General features: G+C 67.9%; 14 protein-coding genes. 9 read left to right on the plus strand and 5 right to left on the minus strand.

Translation table 11 applies throughout. From position 1 onward, the window contains the following. Window positions 1–5: 5 nt before the first annotated feature. The 4 genes from ACZ5MC_RS03325 to ilvB are packed head-to-tail and all read right to left on the minus strand — an operon-like array spanning window position 6 to window position 4229. A complete protein-coding gene (locus ACZ5MC_RS03325; protein ID WP_306598891.1) occupies window positions 6–902 on the minus strand; it encodes a LysR family transcriptional regulator in 897 nt (298 codons plus the stop codon). Window positions 903–933: 31 nt separating this feature from the next. After that, complete coding sequence (ilvC, locus tag ACZ5MC_RS03330; RefSeq protein WP_306598892.1) at window positions 934–1959, minus strand: ketol-acid reductoisomerase; 1026 nt, start codon at window positions 1957–1959, stop codon at window positions 934–936. A 12-nt stretch (window positions 1960–1971) separates the two neighbouring features. Continuing rightward, window positions 1972–2487, minus strand: coding sequence for an acetolactate synthase small subunit (ilvN, locus tag ACZ5MC_RS03335; protein ID WP_306598893.1), 516 nt, complete (start codon window positions 2485–2487; stop codon window positions 1972–1974). Between the two features lie 8 nt (window positions 2488–2495). Then, window positions 2496–4229: a biosynthetic-type acetolactate synthase large subunit gene (ilvB, locus tag ACZ5MC_RS03340; protein ID WP_306598894.1), complete on the minus strand. Its 1734-nt coding sequence runs from the start codon at window positions 4227–4229 to the stop codon at window positions 2496–2498. Between the two features lie 254 nt (window positions 4230–4483). Between ilvB and ACZ5MC_RS03345 the strand changes: the two genes are divergently transcribed. Genes ACZ5MC_RS03345 through ACZ5MC_RS03360 form a run of 4 tightly spaced genes read left to right on the plus strand, consistent with a single transcriptional unit; the run spans window position 4484 to window position 10594 of the window. After that, window positions 4484–5632 (plus strand): efflux RND transporter periplasmic adaptor subunit, encoded by a 1149-nt coding sequence (locus ACZ5MC_RS03345; RefSeq protein WP_306598895.1) that lies wholly within the window; start codon window positions 4484–4486, stop codon window positions 5630–5632. Between the two features lie 10 nt (window positions 5633–5642). Further along, window positions 5643–8666 carry an efflux RND transporter permease subunit gene (locus tag ACZ5MC_RS03350; RefSeq protein WP_306598896.1) on the plus strand — a complete coding sequence of 1008 codons (3024 nt, stop codon included), beginning with the start codon at window positions 5643–5645 and terminating at the stop codon, window positions 8664–8666. Between the two features lie 51 nt (window positions 8667–8717). Beyond that, on the plus strand, window positions 8718–9716 hold the full coding sequence (gene lpxD / locus ACZ5MC_RS03355; protein WP_306598897.1) for a UDP-3-O-(3-hydroxymyristoyl)glucosamine N-acyltransferase: 999 nt from the start codon (window positions 8718–8720) through the stop codon (window positions 9714–9716). Next, a complete protein-coding gene (locus ACZ5MC_RS03360) occupies window positions 9716–10594 on the plus strand; it encodes a hypothetical protein (protein WP_306598898.1) in 879 nt (292 codons plus the stop codon). The genes lpxD and ACZ5MC_RS03360 overlap by 1 nt, the downstream gene beginning before the upstream one ends. Window positions 10595–10668: 74 nt before the next feature. On the opposite strand, the gene ACZ5MC_RS03365 is transcribed toward ACZ5MC_RS03360, so the two are convergent. After that, entirely contained in the window at window positions 10669–12381 is a 1713-nt protein-coding gene (locus ACZ5MC_RS03365; protein ID WP_306598899.1) for an NAD-dependent malic enzyme, read from the minus strand. Window positions 12382–12616: 235 nt separating this feature from the next. Between ACZ5MC_RS03365 and ACZ5MC_RS03370 the strand changes: the two genes are divergently transcribed. The 5 genes from ACZ5MC_RS03370 (at window position 12617) to ACZ5MC_RS03390 (ending at window position 18050) form a co-directional block, all read left to right on the plus strand. Continuing rightward, the gene (locus tag ACZ5MC_RS03370) at window positions 12617–13381 is read left to right on the plus strand and encodes a 4Fe-4S dicluster domain-containing protein (RefSeq protein ID WP_306598900.1); all 765 of its coding nucleotides are present in this window, start codon (window positions 12617–12619) and stop codon (window positions 13379–13381) included. Window positions 13382–13383: 2 nt separating this feature from the next. Next, window positions 13384–14556, plus strand: a complete 1173-nt coding sequence (nrfD, locus tag ACZ5MC_RS03375) for an NrfD/PsrC family molybdoenzyme membrane anchor subunit (RefSeq protein ID WP_306598901.1) — start codon at window positions 13384–13386, stop codon at window positions 14554–14556. Window position 14557: 1 nt separating this feature from the next. Then, window positions 14558–16069, plus strand: a complete 1512-nt coding sequence (locus ACZ5MC_RS03380; RefSeq protein ID WP_306598902.1) for a sensor histidine kinase — start codon at window positions 14558–14560, stop codon at window positions 16067–16069. 14 nt (window positions 16070–16083) lie between these two features. After that, the gene (locus ACZ5MC_RS03385) at window positions 16084–17184 is read left to right on the plus strand and encodes a response regulator (protein WP_306598903.1); all 1101 of its coding nucleotides are present in this window, start codon (window positions 16084–16086) and stop codon (window positions 17182–17184) included. 128 nt (window positions 17185–17312) lie between these two features. Continuing rightward, the gene (locus ACZ5MC_RS03390) at window positions 17313–18050 is read left to right on the plus strand and encodes a type 2 periplasmic-binding domain-containing protein (RefSeq protein ID WP_306598904.1); all 738 of its coding nucleotides are present in this window, start codon (window positions 17313–17315) and stop codon (window positions 18048–18050) included.

The raw sequence follows: 18050 nt of genomic DNA on the forward strand, positions 1-18050 counted from the left end.
GCGGTTTACGCCTGCGGCCCGGGGAACTCCCTGCCCACCATCTCCAGGAAGGCCTTGCCCGCGATGGAGTGCGACCTGGAGGTGCGGTACACGATGCGAACGTCGCGTCCGATGGCCATCCCCTTCACCGGGGGGGAGACCAGCTCGCCGGATTCCAGCTCCTGCTTGACGCACATGCGGGGGATGAGGGCGATGCCCTCCCCGGCCTTGACGAAGTCCTTGATGGTCTCCAGGTTGGAGAGCTCCATGACGATGCGCAGGGGCACCCGCTCCCGGGCGAAGAAGTCCAGCAGGTGGGTGCGGGTGGGGGTCTGGGCGTGGTGGGCGATGAAGCTTTCCCGGCCCAGCTGCTCCAGGTCGACCACCTTGTGGGAGGCCAAGGGGTGCCCGGGGAACAGCACCAGGGCCAGCTCGTCCCGGAAGAGGAGCCGGGTGGTGAGGTCCTTGTGCACCGGGGCGTAGGACAGGAACCCGAAGTCCACGTCCTGGTCCATGAGCAGGGCGGGGATCCCGGAGGAGGGGCAGTGGGCCACCTCGATCTTGATGGACTGGTAGGCCCTCCGGAAGGCCCGCACCAGGGGGGGCAGCACATAGCCGCTGACGCTCTCGTTGGCCGCCAGGCGCAGCACTCCGCGCTTGAAGTGGCGCAGGTTCTCCAGGGTGTGGAAGGCGTCCTGGCGCAGCTGGGCCATGCGCAGGGCATAGTCCAGCAGCGCCGAACCCGAGGCCGTGAGGGTCACCTTCCGGCTCGACCGGTCCAGGAGGGGGGTGTCGAGCTCGTCCTCAAGACGGCGCAGGGCCTGACTGACCGCCGGCTGGGAACGGTTCAGCTTCTCCGCCGCCCGGGAGAAACTCCCTTCCTGCGCCAGGCTGATCAGCACTTCCAGTTCCGGAAAGTCCATCGGTCCCCAAACCCTCCCCCAAGGGGTTAGGTTATACCTTTGCCTCCGAGGGAGCGAGCATATCCACCGGATCGAGGAAGGGCATGGCCTTGCGGAGGTCGCGGCCCACCTTCTCGATGGGCTCCTGCTTTTCCGAGGCCCGCTGGGCCTCGAACCAGTTCCGGCCGGTGCGGTTCTCCTTGATCCAGCCCTCGGCGTAGGAGCCGTCCTGGATCTCCTTGAGGATCTTCTTCATCTCCTCGCGGGATTCGTCGTTGATGATCCGGGGGCCGCCGGTGTAGTCGCCGTATTCCGCGGTGTCGCTGATGGAGTGGCGCATGTAGGTGAGGCCCCCCCGGTACATAAGGTCCACGATGAGCTTGAGCTCGTGGAAGCATTCGAAGTAGGCGATCTCGGGCTGGTAGCCCGCGTCCACCAGGGTCTTGAAGCCGGCCTTCACCAGGGCCGACACCCCGCCGCAGAGCACGGCCTTCTCCCCGAAGAGGTCCGTCTCGGTCTCCTCGGTGAAGGTGGTGTCCAGCACCCCGGCGCGGGTGGCGCCCAGGGCCTTGGCGTAGGCCAGGGCGAAGGCCTTGGCCGTGCCCGAGGCGTCCTGGTGCACGGCCACCAGGGCCGGAACGCCGCCCCCCTCCACGAACACCTCGCGCACGCGGTGCCCGGGGCCCTTGGGGGCGATCATGCTCACGTCCACGCCTTCCGGAGGCACGATGAGGCCGTAGCGGATGTTGAAGCCGTGGGCGAACATGAGCGTCTTGCCGGCGGTCAGGGCGGGCTTGATGGCCGAATCGTAGAGCGCGGCCTGGCCGGTGTCGGGGGTGAGCACCATGATGACCTCGGCCCAGGCGCAGGCCTCGGCGGGCTCGGGCACCTCGAAGCCGTCCTGCTGGGCCTTGGCGCGGCTTTTGGACCCCGCGGGCAGGCCGATGCGCACCAGGGCGCCGCTGTCGCGGAGGTTCTGGGCGTGGGCGTGGCCCTGGGATCCGTAGCCGAGGACAGCGATCCGCTTCCCCCGGATGAGGCCGAGATCGGCGTCGTCGTCGTAGTAGAGCTTGGCCATGGCGGGAACCTTTCAGAAGGAGACGGCGGTCTCGAGGGAGGTGGCGGCCTGCACCGCGCACCGCTGCATGGCCACGGCGCCGGTGCGGCCCATTTCCAGCAGGCCGTAGGGGCGCAGGGAGGTCATGAAGGCTTCGATGCGCTCGGGGCTGCCGGAGCTGGCCATGACCATGCTGTCGGCGCCCACGTCGAGGATCTCGGCCTGGAAGAGGTTGGCGATCTGGAAGAGCCCGGCCTGGGTGGCCCCGGTGGCCGCGACCCGCAGGAGGACGGTGTCGCGCAGCAGGGGCGTGGCGCCGGTGACGTCCACGACGCTGTGGATGTTCACCAGGCGCTCCAGGAAGTTCTTGGCGGCCCGGGCGGCCTTGTCGTCCAGGTCGGTGACGAGGGTGAACCGGCTCACGGCCGGGTCCAGGGTGGGGCTGACGGTGAGGCTGTGGATGTTGAAGCCGCGGCGCCGGAAGGTGGAGGCCAGGCGGTCCAGGACCCCGGGCTCGTTGTCGGTGATGGCGATGAAGATCCTCAGCATGGCTCCTCCTAGCTCGGGGGTTCGTGGATCATGTCCTGGATGCGCGCGCCAGGGGGGATGAGGGGGTAGACGCTGGCCTCCGGGTCCACCTGGAACTCGATGAGCGTGGAGGTGGCGCTCGCCCGGGCCTCCCGGATGGCCTCGGCGGCCTCCTCCGGGGTGCGCGCCAGGGCGCCGCGCAGGCCGTAGGCCCGCGCCAGCATGGGGAAGTCGGGGCTGATCGTGAGGGTCGAGGCCGAGCGGCGGTCCTGGTAGAAGTGCGTCTGCCACTGCCGCACCATGCCCAGGTTGAAGTTGTTGAGCACCGCGATGTCGATCTTCAGGCCCTCCTGGGTGAGGGTCATGAGCTCCTGGGAGTTCATCTGGATGCCGCCGTCGCCGGCCACCACCCAGACTTCCGCGTCGGGGCAGGCGATCTTGGCGCCGATGGCCGCGGGGAGGGCGAAGCCCATGGTGCCCAGCCCGCCCGAGGTGATCAGCGTGCGGGGCCGCTGGTGGCGCATGACCTGGGCCTCCCACATCTGGTGCTGGCCCACGTCCGAGACCATCACGGAGCCCGGCGCCTGGGTCTGCAGCTCCCGGAGCACGTCCACGGGGCTCATGCCCTCGCCCTTGCGCACCCGGGGCCACTGGGGGGAATCGAACAGGGCCTTCATGCCGTCCAGGGTCTCCAGCCAGGGGCCGGTCTCCAGGACGGGGGTCCGCGGCACGAGGCGGTCCAGGACGGCCTTGAGGTCGCCCAGCAGGGCCAGGTCCACGGGGATGTTCTTGCCCACCTCGGTGGCGTCGATCTCCACGTGGATCTTGCGGGCGTGGGGCGCGAAGGTGGCGGGGTCCCCGGTGACCCGGTCGTCGAAGCGCATGCCCAGGGCGATGAGCAGGTCCGCCTCCTGGATGGCGAGGTTGGTCCAGGGGGAGCCGTGCATGCCCATGAAGCCCAGGAACAGCGGGTGCCCCGGGGGGAACGCGTCCAGGCCCAGGAGGGTGGCGGCCACGGGGATCCCGGCCCTCTCCGCGAACTCCACGAGGGCGCGGTTGGCGCCGCTGAGGGTGATGCCGTGGCCGGCCAGGATCAGCGGCCTCCGGCTGCTCTGGATCATGGCCACGGCCCTGGCCAGCAGCTCCTCGGGCACGGGCGGGGGCACGTGGCGCAGGTGGCGGCGGGGCGCCGCGGCCTCCCAGTCGAACAGGGCGGTGCGGGTCTGGGCGTCCTTGGTGATGTCCACCAGGACGGGGCCGGGCCGGCCCGACCGGGCCAGGGCGAAGGCCTCGCGCAGGGCCGGGGCGATGTCCCGGGGGTCGCGCACCAGGTAGTTGTGCTTGGTGATGGGGATGGTCACGCCGGTGACGTCCACCTCCTGGAAGGCGTCCGTGCCCAGCAGGGGCCCGGACACCTGGCCCGTGATGGCCACCAGGGGGACCGAGTCCATCATGGCCGTGGCCAGCCCCGTCACGAGGTTCGTGGCGCCCGGGCCGGACGTGGCGATGACCACGCCGGTGCGGCCCGAAGCCCGGGAGTAGCCGTCGGCCATGTGGGTCGCGCCCTGCTCGTGGCGGGCCAGGACGTGGCGGACGTTGGCGTCCACCATGGCGTCGTAGGTGGGGAGGATGGTGCCCCCCGGGTAGCCGAAGACCACGTCCACGCCTTCCCGTTCAAGGCACTCCCAGATGATCTTCGCGCCGGAGAGCTCCACCTTGGCGGAGGCGGAGGCGGAGGTGGGGGGCTGGGGAGGGCGTTCCATCTTCCAGGAATAGACGAGACCCGCTCCGACCCCCAATGAATTACTGGGTACTTTCAGAATTGGAATAGACCTATTGGCGGGGCTGGGGTGGGCCGCCGCCGTTTACGGAGGTGGACGTCTTCATAAGTTGAGAATCATTCCCTGCAGAAAGGGTAGTTATAACCATTTATCCGACCGATTGAATCACCTACAATGATCAACCGCCGGATGAACGACCCGTCCGGCATGCTCTTTCCCACCCCAGGAGACCTTCCATGGCTACCGATACCACGATGGATGCCCCCCCCAGCACCCGCAGGAGGATGGTGATCATGCTCCTGGCCCTGGGACTCCTGCTCGGGCTCCTGGCGGGCTTCAACCTGTTCAGGAACGTCATGATCGGACGCAGCCTGCAGGGCGGCCACGAGCCCCCGCAGAGCGTGACCACCGGCGAGGCCCGCCTGGAAAGGTGGCAGCCGGCCCTCAGCGCGGTGGGGACGGTGCGGGCCATCCGCGGCGCCGACCTCGCCTTCGAGGTGCCCGGGGTCGTGGTGAAGGTGGAGGCCGCCGCGGGCGCCACCGCCCGCGAGGGGCAGCTGCTGGTCTCGCTCAACGACGAGGCCGAGCAGGCCCAGTACCGCGCCCTCCAGGCCGCGGCCGACCTGGCCAGGGTCACCTTCCGGCGCGCCAAGGAGCAGATGCAGTCCCGCATCATCAGCCAGGCCGACTACGATTCCATCGAGGCCGACCTCAAGGCCAAGGACGCCTCCGCCCAGGCCCTGAAGGCCGCCGCCGCCAAGAAGCGGCTCGCCGCGCCCTTCGCGGGGCGCGTGGGCATCATCGCCACCAGCCCCGGCGCCTACGTGACGCCGGGCACCGCCGTGGTGACCCTGCAGCAGCTGGACCAGGTCTTCGTGGACTTCGCCCTGCCCCAGCGGGAGATGGGCCGCGTCAAGCCCGGCCAGAAGGTGGCCCTGGCCCTGGACGCCTACCCGGGCCGCACCTTCGCCGGGCGCGTGACCACCGTGAACCCCAAGGTGGACGGCGGCACCCGCAACGTCCAGGTGGAGGCCACCTTCGCCAACCCGGGCCAGGCCCTGGTGCCGGGGATGTTCGCCACCGTCACCCTGGAGGAAGGCGCCCCGGCCTCCTACCTGACCCTCCCCCAGACCGCGGTGACCTACAACCCCTACGGCTCGATCGTCTTCCTCGCCGTGCAGGGCCAGGGCGGGCTCCACGCCCAGCAGGCCTTCGTGACCACCGGCCCCACCCGCGGCGACCAGGTGGCCATCCTGAAGGGGCTGGAACCGGGGGCCCAGGTGGTGACCAGCGGCGGCATGAAGCTGCGCAACGGCACCCCGATCAAGGTGGACAACCGCGTCACGCCCGCCAACGATCCCAGCCCGGCCCCCCAGGAAAAGTGAGGCCGCGCGCATGAACTTCACCGATCTCTTCATCCGCAAGCCCGTCGTGGCCACGGTGGTGAGCGCGCTCATCCTCGTGCTGGGGCTGCGCTCCATCTTCAACCTGCCCGTCAACCAGTACCCCAAGACCGAGCACGCCGTGGTGACGGTGAACACCTCCTACTACGGCGCCGACTCCGGCACGGTGGGCGGCTTCATCACCCAGCCCCTGGAGTCCAGCATCGCCCAGGCCCAGGGCATCGACTACCTCTCCTCCACCAGCGTCAACGGCCTCTCCACCATCGTCGCCACGCTGCGCCTGAACTACAGCGCCAACAAGGCCCTCACCGAGATCACCACCCAGGTGAACGCCGTGAAGAACCAGCTGCCCCCCGCCGCGCAGCAGCCGGTGATCACGGTGCAGATGAGCGACAACACCGACGCCATGTACATGGGCTTCTACAGCGAGGTCCTGCCCACCAACAACATCACCGACTACCTCTCCCGGGTGGTCAAGCCCCGGCTCGACTCCATCCCCGGCGTGCAGACCGCCGAGATCCTGGGCGCCCGCAACTTCGCCCTGCGGGCCTGGCTGGACCCGGTGCGCATGGCCGCCCACGGCGTGACCGCCACGGACGTGAGCAAGGCCATCCAGAACAACAACGTCCTCTCGGCCCTGGGCAGCACCAAGGGTCAGATGGTCACCGTGGACCTGCTGGCGGCCACGGACCTCCACACCGTGGAGGAGTTCCGCAAGCTCTCGGTGCGCCAGGCCGGGGGCGCCATCGTGCGCCTGGAGGACGTGGCCACCGTCAGCCTCGGGGCCGACGACTACTCCTTCAACGTCTCCTTCGACGGGCGCCAGTCGGTCTTCATCGGCATCAAGGTGGCCCCCGAGGCCAACATCCTGGAGGTGGCCAAGCGGGTGCGCAACGCCTTCCCCGAGATCCAGTCCCAGCTGCCCACCGGGCTCACCGGGCAGATCGTCTACGACGGCACCCACTTCATCAACACCTCGATCGAGGAGGTCATCAAGACCCTGGTGGAGGCCCTGCTCATCGTCACGGTGGTCATCTTCCTCTTCCTGGGCACCCTGCGGGCCGTGGCCGTGCCGGTCATCGCCATGCCGCTGTCCCTGGTGGGCACCTTCGCGGTCATGCTGGCCCTGGGCTACACCATCAACCTCCTGACCCTCCTGGCCCTGGTGCTGGGCATCGGCCTGGTGGTGGACGACGCCATCATCGTGGTGGAGAACGCCGACCGCCACATGCGGGAGGGCAAGAGCCCCCTGGAGGCCGCCATCCTCGCCGCGCGGGAGCTGGGCGGGCCCATCCTGGCCATGACCGTGGTGCTGGTGGCGGTGTACGTGCCCATCGGCTTCCAGGGGGGCCTCACGGGGAGCCTGTTCACCGAGTTCGCCTTCACCCTGGCCGGGGCCGTGGCCGTCTCGGCCGTGGTGGCCCTGACGCTTTCGCCCATGATGTGCGCGAAGTTCTTCAAGGCCGAACAGGACTCCAACCGGTTCGTGAGATTCATCGACGGCCAGTTCGAGTGGTTCCACGGGCACTACCTGCGCCTCCTGAGGAGCGTCCTGGCCACCTCGGCGGTGCCGGCGGTCATGGGCCTGCTGATCCTCGTCGCCACGGGCTTCCTCTTCGCCACCTCCAAGTCCGAGCTGGCGCCCCAGGAGGACCAGGGCTTCATCCTGGCCTCCATCACCGGCCCCCCCAACTCCACCGTGCAGCAGATGCAGACCTACGCCGACCAGGTGTACGGCATCGCCAAGTCCTACCCCGAATACCAGGCCATGTTCCAGTTCACCAACGCCGGCAGCGCCTTCGCGGGCCTGATCCTGAAGCCCTGGGACCAGCGGACCCGGTCCGGGGAGACGGTGCAGCAGGCCTTCCAGGGGGACACCTCGGGCATCGCCGGGGCCCAGGTGGCCACCTTCCAGCCGCCCTCCCTGCCCGGGGCCTCGGGCCTGCCGGTGCAGTTCGTCATCAAGACCACCGAGCCCTTCGAGCGCCTGGACGAGGTCTCCAGGGCCGTCCTGGACAAGGCCCGCGCCAGCGGGATGTTCTACTTCGTGGACACCGACCTGAAGATCGACAAGCCCCAGAGCACCCTCGTGGTGGACCGGGACATGGTGGCGACCCTGGGCCTGACCCAGCAGGACGTGGGCGGGGCCCTCACCGACGCCCTGGGCGGAAACTACGTCAACTATTTCGCCATCGGCGGCCGGTCCTACCGCGTCATCCCCCAGGTGCTGCAGGTGGACCGCCTCAACTCCGATCAGGTGTTGGACTTCCACCTGCGCAACGGGGACGGGACCCTCTTCCCCGCGGGCACCGTGGCCACCCTGAAGGACTCCGTGGCGCCCCAGGCGATCCGGCGCTTCCAGCAGCTGAATTCCGCCACGATCTCGGGCGTCTACGGCCCGAACTTCTCCCAGGAGCAGGTGCTGGACTTCTTCCGCAAGGCGCTGCGCGACAGCGCCCCCCCGGGCTACCAGGCCGACTACTCCGGCGTCTCCAGGCAGTACATGCAGGAGGCCGGGGGCTTCGTCATCACCCTGGGCTTCGCGGTCATCATCGTCTTCCTGGCCCTGGCCGCGCAGTTCAACAGCCTGCGGGACCCGCTGATCATCCTGGTCTCCGTGCCCATGGCGCTCTTCGGGGCCCTGATCTTCATCAACCTGGGCCTGGCCTCCCTCAACATCTACACCCAGGTGGGCCTGGTGACCCTCATGGGCCTGATCAGCAAGCACGGCATCCTCATCGTGCAGTTCGCCAACGAGCTGCAGGCCGCGGGGCGAACCCGCCTGGAGGCCATCGCCGAGGCCTCCGCCATCCGGCTCCGCCCCATCCTCATGACCACCGCGGCCATGGTGCTCGGCGTGTTCCCCCTGGTGATCGCCGGGGGCGCCGGGGCCGCCGGGAGGCGGGCCATGGGCCTGGTGATCTTCACGGGGCTTTCCATCGGGACGGTCTTCACCCTCTTCGTGGTGCCGGCCTTCTACAACCTCTTCGCCTCCCAGCGGCGTTCTGGAGACTAGATTTCCCGAGGTTCCGCCGGATAATGTCGGTGGATCCCAAAGGACGAACCGATGCCCACGACTCCCATCTCCGCAGCGGAACTCGCCGAACGCCTGGGGGGCGACCTCCGGAACTGCCCCGGGGACCGGGTCCTGGGCGAAGTGCTGCCCCTGGACCAGGCCGGCCCGGGGTCCGTGAGCTTCCTGGCCAACCCCAAGTACCACGCCCGGGCCCTGCAGAGCGCGGCCGGGCTCATCCTGGTGGACCCCGGCACCGACCTGGGGGACCGTCCCCAGCTGGTCATGAAGAACGCCTACTGGGGCTTCGCCCAGGCCCTGGGGTGGCTGAACCCCGAGCCCGAGACCGAGTGGTGCGACCGTCCCGTGCACCCCTCCGCGAAGCTCGGCCTGGACTGCAAGGTGGGCCACGGCTCCACCATCGGCGCCCGGACCGTGGTGGGCGACGGGGCCCGCATCCATCCCGGCGTCCACATCGCCGAGGACTGCGTGCTCGGCGCCGGCTGCGAGCTCTTTCCCGGCGTCGTGCTCTACCGCAGGACCGTGCTGGGCGACCGCGTGCGCATCCACGCCAACGCCGTGCTGGGCTCGGACGGCTTCGGCTACGTGCCGGTGCAGGGCGTCCACATGAAGATCCCCCAGGTGGGCTGGGTGGAGGTGGGCGACGACGTGGAGATCGGCGCCGCGAGCACCGTGGACCGCGGGGCGCTCGGACCCACCCGCATCGGCGCCGGCACCAAGATCGACAACCTCTGCCAGGTCGCCCACAACGTCCAGGTGGGCGAGCACTGCGTCCTCGCCTCCATGACCGGCATCTCAGGCAGCACCACCCTGGGCGACCACGTGACCCTGGCCGGCAAGGTGGGAACCGCGGGCCACATCCACATCGGCCGCGGCAGCACGCTCACCGGCAACACGATGGTGGGCAAGGACGTGCCCGACAACAGCTTCATGTCCGGCTACCTGGCGCGGCCCCACCGGCAGTGGCTGGAGTGCCAGGCCGCCCTGAACCGCCTCCCGGCGATCCTCAAGGCCCTCAAGGCCAAGGCCTGATGCTCCACCGGCTCGTCTACGCGGACTGGGAGAATCCCCCCGACGCCATGGACTTCGAGGCCCCGTACGAGGACGTGCTGGCCGAGATCCGCGCCCTCCTGCCCGGGGTCCTGGCGGGCCGGGACGCCGCCCTGGCCGACCCCGCGGCGGCCCCGGCCCCGTTCTGGGACGCCTGCATGAAGCTGTACCTGCTCACCCCGGCCCTGGTGAACGTGGCCCTCAACTACAAGATCTGCGTGGAACAGGGTCTGCCCCTGCATCCCACGTACTACTTCGAGGTGTCGGAAAGGAGCCGGTTCCAGGCCCACTATCCGCCCCTCATGGTCGAGCACGCCAACCGGATCTTCCTGGATTCCATCGCCACGGCCCGGGCCCTCTACGCCCTGACGGACGAGGCCCCCGCCGCGCTCAGGCGCTTCCGGAAGGCCCTGCCCGAAGTCCTGCGCGGGTTCGTCTACGCCAACGCCAAGGACAAGTACACCTGGCGGGCCTCCAATCCCAAGTGGATCAGGAGCCTGGCCGACTCCGTGACGGCGTCCTTCCGGCCCGCGGTGGTGGTGGGCGCGGCCCACGGGTCCATCATGTCGGGCCTGGTGTTCGCCACCCTGGTGGATGCCCCCTTGTATTTCGTGCGCTTCTCCATGTTCAAGCGCAACGACCAGGACCCCATCCTGGCAGGGAGCGACCTGGCCCACCTCGCCGCGTTCCGGCAGGGCCCCGCGCTCCTCTTCGACGAGGACGTGGCCAAGGGCACGACGCTCACGAGGTTCGAGGAGGTGATGAAGCCGCTGTTCCTCGAATCGCACACGGGGAGCGTGCTCAGGCACGTGCTGAGCCCCTGCAGGCCCGAGTTCATCGGGCATGCCTGGAGCGACTAGCCATCCTTTCCCGGCGAACCTCGGCCCGTCGCCGAGGGGCCGAGGTTCGCCGGGATCAGATGGAAATGGGACTTCTAGCCGGCGCGGTAGGGGGTGAAGTGGGGATCCCACTGCGCGCGGAGCACGGTCTTCTCGATGGTGGCGTCGTCCATGATCCGTCCCAGGCCCTCTTCCCGGGCCTGGCGGGCCACGGCGACGGCCACGGCGGTGGAGACCTTGCGGATGTCTTCCATCTCCGGGAGCATCATGCCCTGGGCCTCCTGCTCGGGCGTGACCATCTCGCTGATGGCGCGGCTCGCGGCCAGGAGCATGCCGTCGGTGATCTTGGAGGCCTTGGCCACCAGGGCGCCCAGGCCCACGCCCGGGAAGATGTACATGTTGTTGCACTGGGAGGACCGCAGCACCTGGCCCTTCCACTCCATGGGCGGGAAGGGACTGCCGCAGGCCACGAGGCCCTTGCCGTCCGTGGCCTTCCACACCTGCTCGGGGGTGGCCTCGCACTTGGAGGTGGGGTTGCTCAGGGCGAAGACGATGGGGCGGTCCGTCACCTTGGCCACCTCCTGGAGGATGGCTTCGCTGAACAGGCCGGTCTGGGCGGTGACGCCGACGAGCACCGTGGGCCGGCCGTTGCGCACCACGTCGAGCATGCCGATCTTCCCGGGGGCGTCCAGCTTCCAGCCGGCCACCGCCGCGCGGCGCTGGGCCATGGGGCGCTGGGGCTCCTCGAGAAGCGGGTCGTCCTCCACCAGGAGGCCCTGCATGTCGATGCAGAAGACCCGGGCGCGGGCTTCCTCGTCCGAAAGTCCCTCCGCCTTGAGGGCGGCCTGGATGTTCATGGAGATGCCGGTGCCCGCCTGGCCCATGCCCACGATCATGTACCGCTCGTCGCTGAAGCGGCTCTTCTTGATGCGCATGGCGGTCATGAGGGCGGCCAGGGACGTGGAGCCGGTGCCCTGGATGTCGTCGTTGAAGGAGAGGATCCGGTCCTTGTAGCGCTCGAGGTTCTTGAATGCGGTGGACTTGCCGAAGTCCTCCCACTGCAGGAGCGCGTCGGGGAAGTGGCGCTTCACGGCCATCACGAAGGTCTCGACGATCTTCTCGTATTCTTCGCCGCGCAGGCGGGGCTGACGGTAGCCCAGGTAGTAGGGGTCGTCCAGGAGCCGCTGGTTGTTGGTGCCGACGTCCAGGCACACCGGGAGGCACACGTGGGGATGCAGGCCGCCGGCGGCCACGTAGAGGCTCACCTTGCCCACGGGGATGCCCATGCCGTCCGAGCCCAGGTCCCCCAGGCCCAGGATGCGCTCGCCGTCGGTGACCACGATGAGGTTGACCATGGGCAGGGTGATGTTCTTGAGCAGGGTGTCGATGTGGTCGATGTTCTCGGGCGTGATGTAGACGCCCCGGAAGCGCCGCTGGATGCTGCTCATCTGCAGGCAGGCCGTGCCGACGGTGGGGGTGTAGACGATGGGCACCATCTCCTTGAGGTGGTCGGTGACCAGCTTGTAGAAGATCACCTCGCTGCGGTCCTGCAGGGCCACCAGAAAGATGTATTTTTCAAGATCATCCGGCTTGTGATTGAACGCCTCGTAGGCTCGGCTGACCTGGTGCTCCAGGGGCAGGATCGCGGAGCGCACCAGGCCCTCCAGCCCGAGGGTCAGGCGCTCCTCCTTGGTGAAGCTGGCGGCCTTGTTGAGATGGGGGTCGTTGAGGAGCTGGCGGCCACGGGCGTAAACCTCGTAGTACTCCTCGCCCGTCATGGGGTCGATCTTGAAGGCGAAAGTCTTCATGGTCCGGTCTCCTGCCTGAAAAAGGTTCCGGACCATCTTATCCCTTTTGTCCACCGATTCCGGGCCGCCTTATCGCCCGGCCAGCCCGAATTGGGTGATCGCCATCACATAAAACGACCTCTTTGTCGTGAAAGGAGTAATATCAGGGAATCCAGCGACATAGGCTTGAGATCTAACCCCTGCCGCCCGACGAAAGACCCCGCAAAGGTTCAGTAATCTTCATTTGGAGACATCCATGGGTCAGAAAAAAGCACTGCTGATCGATATCACGCTCTGCATCGGCTGCAACGCATGCCAGGCCGCTTGCAAGACCGAGAACAAGCTGCCGGAAGGGGACGAAAAGGCCCTCTCCCTGAGTGCCTTCACCGCCCTGAGCGAGCATGACGGCCTCTTCGTGAGGCACATGTGCCAGCACTGTGATATTCCTACCTGCGTGTCCGCTTGCCCGGTCGCAGCCCTGAAGAAGCAGGCCGACGGCCCGGTCCTCTACGACGGCGAGAAGTGCATCGGCTGCAGGTATTGCATGCAGGCGTGCCCCTTCCACATCCCCCGCTACGAATGGAAGAGCACCCGGCCGGGGATCAAGAAGTGCATCCTGTGCGCCCCCCGCCTGGACAAGGGCCTGCCCACCGCCTGCGCCGAGGCCTGCCCGACCGGGGCCACGAAGTTCGGCGACCGGAACGATCTGCTCATCGAAGCCACGAACCGGATCACCGCCGATCCCGGCAAGTTCGTGCCCAAGATCTACGGCAAGTCCGATGTGGGCGGCACCTCCGTCCTCTACATCAGCCCGGTCCCCTTCGAGAAGCTGGGCTTCGACACCCACCTGGGCCAGGAACCCATGCCCGTCCTGACCATGAACGCCCTGTCCAAGGTCCCCAACGTCGTCGGCGTCGGGAGCGTCATGCTCGCCGGCATCTGGTGGATCACCAACCGCCGTGAGGACGTCGCCCGCAAGGAAGACCCGAAGCACGACTCCAACCACAAGAACCGGGGTTAAGCATGAAAACCTTCAAATTCCCCCGCATCACCTTCTGGGGCCTGGTCGCCACCACCCTGATCGTCCTCGGCGTAGGCGCCGCCATCGCCCGGTTCACCCTGGGCCTGGGCGCCACCACGAACCTCACCGACGAGTTCCCCTGGGGCCTCTGGATCGGCTTCGACTTCCTGGGCATCGGGCTGGCGGCGGCCGGCTTCACCATCGTCGCGGCGGTGCACCTCTTCCACGCCAAGGCCTACGAGCCCATCGTGCGCCCTGCGATCCTGACCGCCTTCATCGGCTACCTCCTCGTGGTGCTGGTGCTCGTCATCGACCTGGGCCGCCCCGACCACTTCTGGCACCCCCTGGTGATGTGGAACCACCATTCGGTGATGTTCGAGATCACCTGGTGCGTCATCCTCTACACCACGGTCCTGTCGGCCGAATTCGCGCCGATCGTGCTGGAGAAGTTCAACCTCCACGCCCCCATCAAGTGGATCCACAGCGTGTCCCTGCCGCTGATGATCCTCGGCGTGCTGCTGTCCACCCTCCACCAGTCCTCCTTCGGCTCGCTCTACCTGATCGTGCCCAACCGGCTCCATCCGCTCTGGTACACGCCCCTGCTGCCCATCCTCTTCTTCATCTCCTGCATCGCCTCGGGCGTCTCGATGGTGATCCTGGAGACCCTCGTCCTGTCCCGGAGCGGCCGCACCCTGCTGCCCCCGGAACTCCGGGCCAACCTGGCCAAGATCACCGCCATCGCGCTGGCCGTGTACCTCGTGGTGCGCTTCCAGGACATGTTCACCCGCGGCGCCCTGGGCGAGCTCAAGCACCTGACCTACCACAGCACCGCGTTCTGGTTCGAGATCCTCGTGGGCTTCGTCATCCCCTTCATCCTGCTGATGTCCAACCGCATCCGCCACTCCCGGCGCGGCCTCTACGTCACCACCGTCATGGTGCTGGCGGGCTTCGCCGCCAACCGCATGAACGTGGCCATCACCGGCCTGGAGAGCTATCCCACCCGCACCTACTTCCCGTCCCTTCTGGAAGTGCTCGTCATGACGGGCATCGCGGCCATCGGGTTCACGGCGTTCACCCTCATCGCCCGCTACCTCCCCATCTTCCCGGACGTGGCCCCTCCCGAGCCCGACGAACACCCGTTCTCCAGCCTCACCCCCGCGATGGAAGGGGAATGACATGGGCACGCGCATCGGCACGCGCCTGATCCTGGGGGCCGGCCTGGTTTCGGCCCTGGCCATCGGGCTCATGGCGGGGCTGATCATGCGCTCGCACAACGAAGGCCTGGTCTCCCAGCTCACCCGCAACGCCAACCAGCTGGGCGAGACCATCAAGAGCAGCACCCACTACGACATGCTCGAGAACCGCCGGGACGGCCTCCACAGGCAGATCCGGACGATGGGCACCCTGCGCGGGGAGGGCATCCGCAAGGTCCGGCTCTTCAACAAGGAGGGCCGGATCATGTTCTCCTCGGACAGCGCGGAGATCGGCACCGCCGTGGACAAGCGCGGCGAGGCCTGCTACGCCTGCCACGCCGAGGGCCGCCCCCTGGAGAAGCTGGACGTGAACGCCCGGGCCCGCGTCTACAGGGATGCCGACGGCACCCGGGTGCTGGGGATCATCAATCCCATTCCCAACGAGCCCTCCTGCTACACCGCCGACTGCCACGCCCACGCCGCCTCCCAGCGCGTGCTGGGCGTCCTGGACGTGAACGTCTCCATGGCCGAGGCCGACAAGGAGATGGCCAGAGGCCGCCAGGTCATGGCCGGCTTCGCGGCCCTGGCCATCCTCTGCAGCAGCCTCATCATCTGGTGGCTCAACCGCAAGCTGGTGGTCCGGCCCGTGGAGGCCCTCATGGAGGGCACCCTCCGGGTGGCCCAGGGCGACCTGGCCACGGTCATCAAGGTGGAGGGCCACCACGAGCTCAGCCATCTGGCCGAGGCCTTCAATGCGATGACGAGCCAGATTTCCGAAACCCGGCTCCAGCTCACCCAGGCCGACAAGCTCGCCTCCGTGGGCCGGCTCGCCGCGGGCATCGCCCACGAGATCAACAATCCCCTCACCGGGGTCCTGACGTACGCCTCCCTCATGGCCAAGCGTCTTCCGGAAGGGGACCCCAACGCCGAGGACGTGGAGGTCATCGTCCGCGAGACCAAGCGCTGCCGGGCCATCATCAAGGAGCTCCTCGACTTCGCGCGGCCCGCCCCCCCCTCCCGCAGGCCGACGGACCTCAACGAGGTGGTGCGCCACTCCCTGGCCGTGGTGATGAACCAGCTGAGTCTCAATCACATCAACCTGGCCCTGGACCTCGCCCAGGACCTGCCGGAAGCCTACGCCGACGGCAACCAGGTGCAGCAGATCGCCGTGAACCTCCTCCTCAACGCCGCGGACGTCGTGCAGCCCGGAACCGGCCAGATCCGTCTGGCCACGCGGGTCTTCGACGACGCGTTCGTGGAGCTCCAGGTCACGGACAACGGCTCGGGCATCGCCCCCGAGGACCTGCCCCACCTCTTCGAACCCTTCTTCTCCACCAAGGGGAACCGCGGCACGGGCCTTGGCCTGGCCGTGACCTGGGGTATCGTGGAGAGTCACGGCGGCTCGATCGACGTCCAGACCGAACTGGGCAAGGGCACCACCTTCTCGATCCGCATCCCCATTCTCAACCCTGAAGCCGGAATCTCCCCATCCTGATAGGAGTCATTGCCATGACCGTGCTGCTCGTAATAATCATGCTGCTCGCCTTCGTGGGCATCGACTACCTGGTGCGCGAGACCACCCGCCGGATGCGCGAGAAACGCCAGCGGGCCGCCCGCGAGGAGATCCTCAAGGTCGCCATCCGCCTGGACATCGCCGGCGAGGTCAAGACCCTCAAGCGCATCGAGGTCCCCGAGCCCCGCGCCCGCATCCTCGCCGTGGACGACGAAGGCATCGTGCTGGATTCCTTCCGCCGCATCCTCGTGCTGGAGGGCTACAACGTCGACACCGTCGAGAACGGCCCCGAGGCCCTGAACCTCGTCCAGCGCCACGACTACGACTTCGTCTTCACCGACCTGAAGATGCCCATCATGGACGGCGTCGAGGTCGTCAAGGCCGTCAAGCACCTCCGTCCCGACGTGGACGTGGTCGTCATCACCGGCTACGCCACCATCGAGACCGCGGTGGAGACCATGAAGCACGGCGCCTCCGAATACGTGCAGAAGCCCTTCACCGCCGAGGAGCTCTCCGAATTCGTCAACCGCCTCCTGGTCAAGCGCCAGTCCCGCCTGGAAGGCCAGAAGGAGCCCACCGTCCGCATCGTCTCCCCCACCCAGGCCGAGAACGCCCCCGCCGGCGAGTACTGCGTCCCCGGCGGCTCCTTCATCTCCCCCGGCCACGCCTGGGTCCGCATCGAGCCCGACGGACAGGTGCGGGTCGGCGTTGACGACTTCGCGCACAAGGCCCTGGGCGAAGTGAGCGAGGTTGTCCTGCCCGATCCCGGCAAGACCTTCCAGGTGGGCGACCCCCTCTTCTCCTTCAAGCGCGGCGCCGAGGAGATCCGGTTCTTCGCCCCCATCACCGGGAAGGTGGTCGAGGACAACGCCCGGCTCAAGGCCGAGCCCTTCCTGGTGGCCAGCAGCCCCTACAAGGACGGCTGGGTCTGCCGCATCAAGCCCGCCGACCTGGCTTCCGAACTCGGCGCGCTGCGCATCGGCCGCCCCGTGGTCGAGTGGTACGGCGAGGAGATCAAGCGCCTGCGCGAGCTCAAGGTCGAGAACAACGGCCAGGACCTCGCCTGGGGCACCCTGGAGACCCGGTTCCTCAAGTAGAAGACCCGGAACGGAGAAACGGCCCCCTTCCAGGGGGCCGTTCGCGTTTCCGGCTGCATGTAACACTTATGACAGAGCTCTTGAATTATTGAAGGTAAGCTAGTCCTTCCAACCGCCAGGGGGTAGCCATGAAGTTCCTCGATGCGCTCAGGACCGTCCTCGTTCTCGCCGCCTGCGCGTTCGCACAGGCCCAGACCGACGTCACCGTCTACACGTACAACGACCGGCCCCCCTTCGTGGTGGACAAGGCGAAGCAGGACGGCCTCGAGTACCGCCTCTGCCAGTGGCTGACGAAGGAGAGCCGGACCTACCGCTTCACCCTCAAGGTGGTCACGGCCCCCGAGGCCAAGGCCATGGTGGACAAGGGCGAACTCAAGGGCGTCCTCCTGGGCGTCAACAAGGTCTGGTTCCCGGAACCGGTGCGGGCCGCCAGCCTGTGGACCCCCGCGATCCTGTGGGACCGCAACCTGGTGGTGTCCCTCGACGCGAAGAAGGTCGAGTACGCCGGACCCGCGTCCCTGGCGGGCCTGAAGCTCGCCGGCGTCGGCGGCTACGCCTACCCCGCCCTGACCGAGGCCGTGAAGGAGGGCCGCATCCAGCGTCTGGACTGCGGATCCGAGATCCTGGCCCTCCAGGCGGTGGCCGGAGGCAAGGCCGACGTGACCATCGTGAGCGAGTGGACGCTGATGTACGCCCAGCTCCGCCTGGACATCCCGGGCAACTTCTACCAGTCCAACAAGCCCTTCCTGGAATTCGAGCGGGTCATCCTCGTGCCGCCCGCCCAGAAGGAGCTCTACGAGCACCTGGTGAAGCTGCTCACCGACGTGCGGAAGAACGCCGGCTGGCAGGAGGCGACCTCGCTCTGA

It is taken from the genome of Mesoterricola sp. JemC181 (assembly GCF_055384585.1).

Coding starts and splice junctions, on each gene's coding strand:
- ACZ5MC_RS03345 (WP_306598895.1), top strand. CDS start 4,484: ATGGCTACCGATACCACGATGGATGCCCCCCCCAGCACCCGCAGGAGG.
- lpxD (WP_306598897.1), top strand. CDS start 8,718: ATGCCCACGACTCCCATCTCCGCAGCGGAACTCGCCGAACGCCTGGGG.
- ilvC (WP_306598892.1), bottom strand. CDS start 1,959: ATGGCCAAGCTCTACTACGACGACGACGCCGATCTCGGCCTCATCCGG.
- ACZ5MC_RS03325 (WP_306598891.1), bottom strand. CDS start 902: ATGGACTTTCCGGAACTGGAAGTGCTGATCAGCCTGGCGCAGGAAGGG.
- ACZ5MC_RS03370 (WP_306598900.1), top strand. CDS start 12,617: ATGGGTCAGAAAAAAGCACTGCTGATCGATATCACGCTCTGCATCGGC.
- ACZ5MC_RS03360 (WP_306598898.1), top strand. CDS start 9,716: ATGCTCCACCGGCTCGTCTACGCGGACTGGGAGAATCCCCCCGACGCC.
- ACZ5MC_RS03350 (WP_306598896.1), top strand. CDS start 5,643: ATGAACTTCACCGATCTCTTCATCCGCAAGCCCGTCGTGGCCACGGTG.
- ACZ5MC_RS03385 (WP_306598903.1), top strand. CDS start 16,084: ATGACCGTGCTGCTCGTAATAATCATGCTGCTCGCCTTCGTGGGCATC.
- ilvB (WP_306598894.1), bottom strand. CDS start 4,229: ATGGAACGCCCTCCCCAGCCCCCCACCTCCGCCTCCGCCTCCGCCAAG.
- ACZ5MC_RS03390 (WP_306598904.1), top strand. CDS start 17,313: ATGAAGTTCCTCGATGCGCTCAGGACCGTCCTCGTTCTCGCCGCCTGC.
- ACZ5MC_RS03380 (WP_306598902.1), top strand. CDS start 14,558: ATGGGCACGCGCATCGGCACGCGCCTGATCCTGGGGGCCGGCCTGGTT.
- ACZ5MC_RS03365 (WP_306598899.1), bottom strand. CDS start 12,381: ATGAAGACTTTCGCCTTCAAGATCGACCCCATGACGGGCGAGGAGTAC.
- nrfD (WP_306598901.1), top strand. CDS start 13,384: ATGAAAACCTTCAAATTCCCCCGCATCACCTTCTGGGGCCTGGTCGCC.
- ilvN (WP_306598893.1), bottom strand. CDS start 2,487: ATGCTGAGGATCTTCATCGCCATCACCGACAACGAGCCCGGGGTCCTG.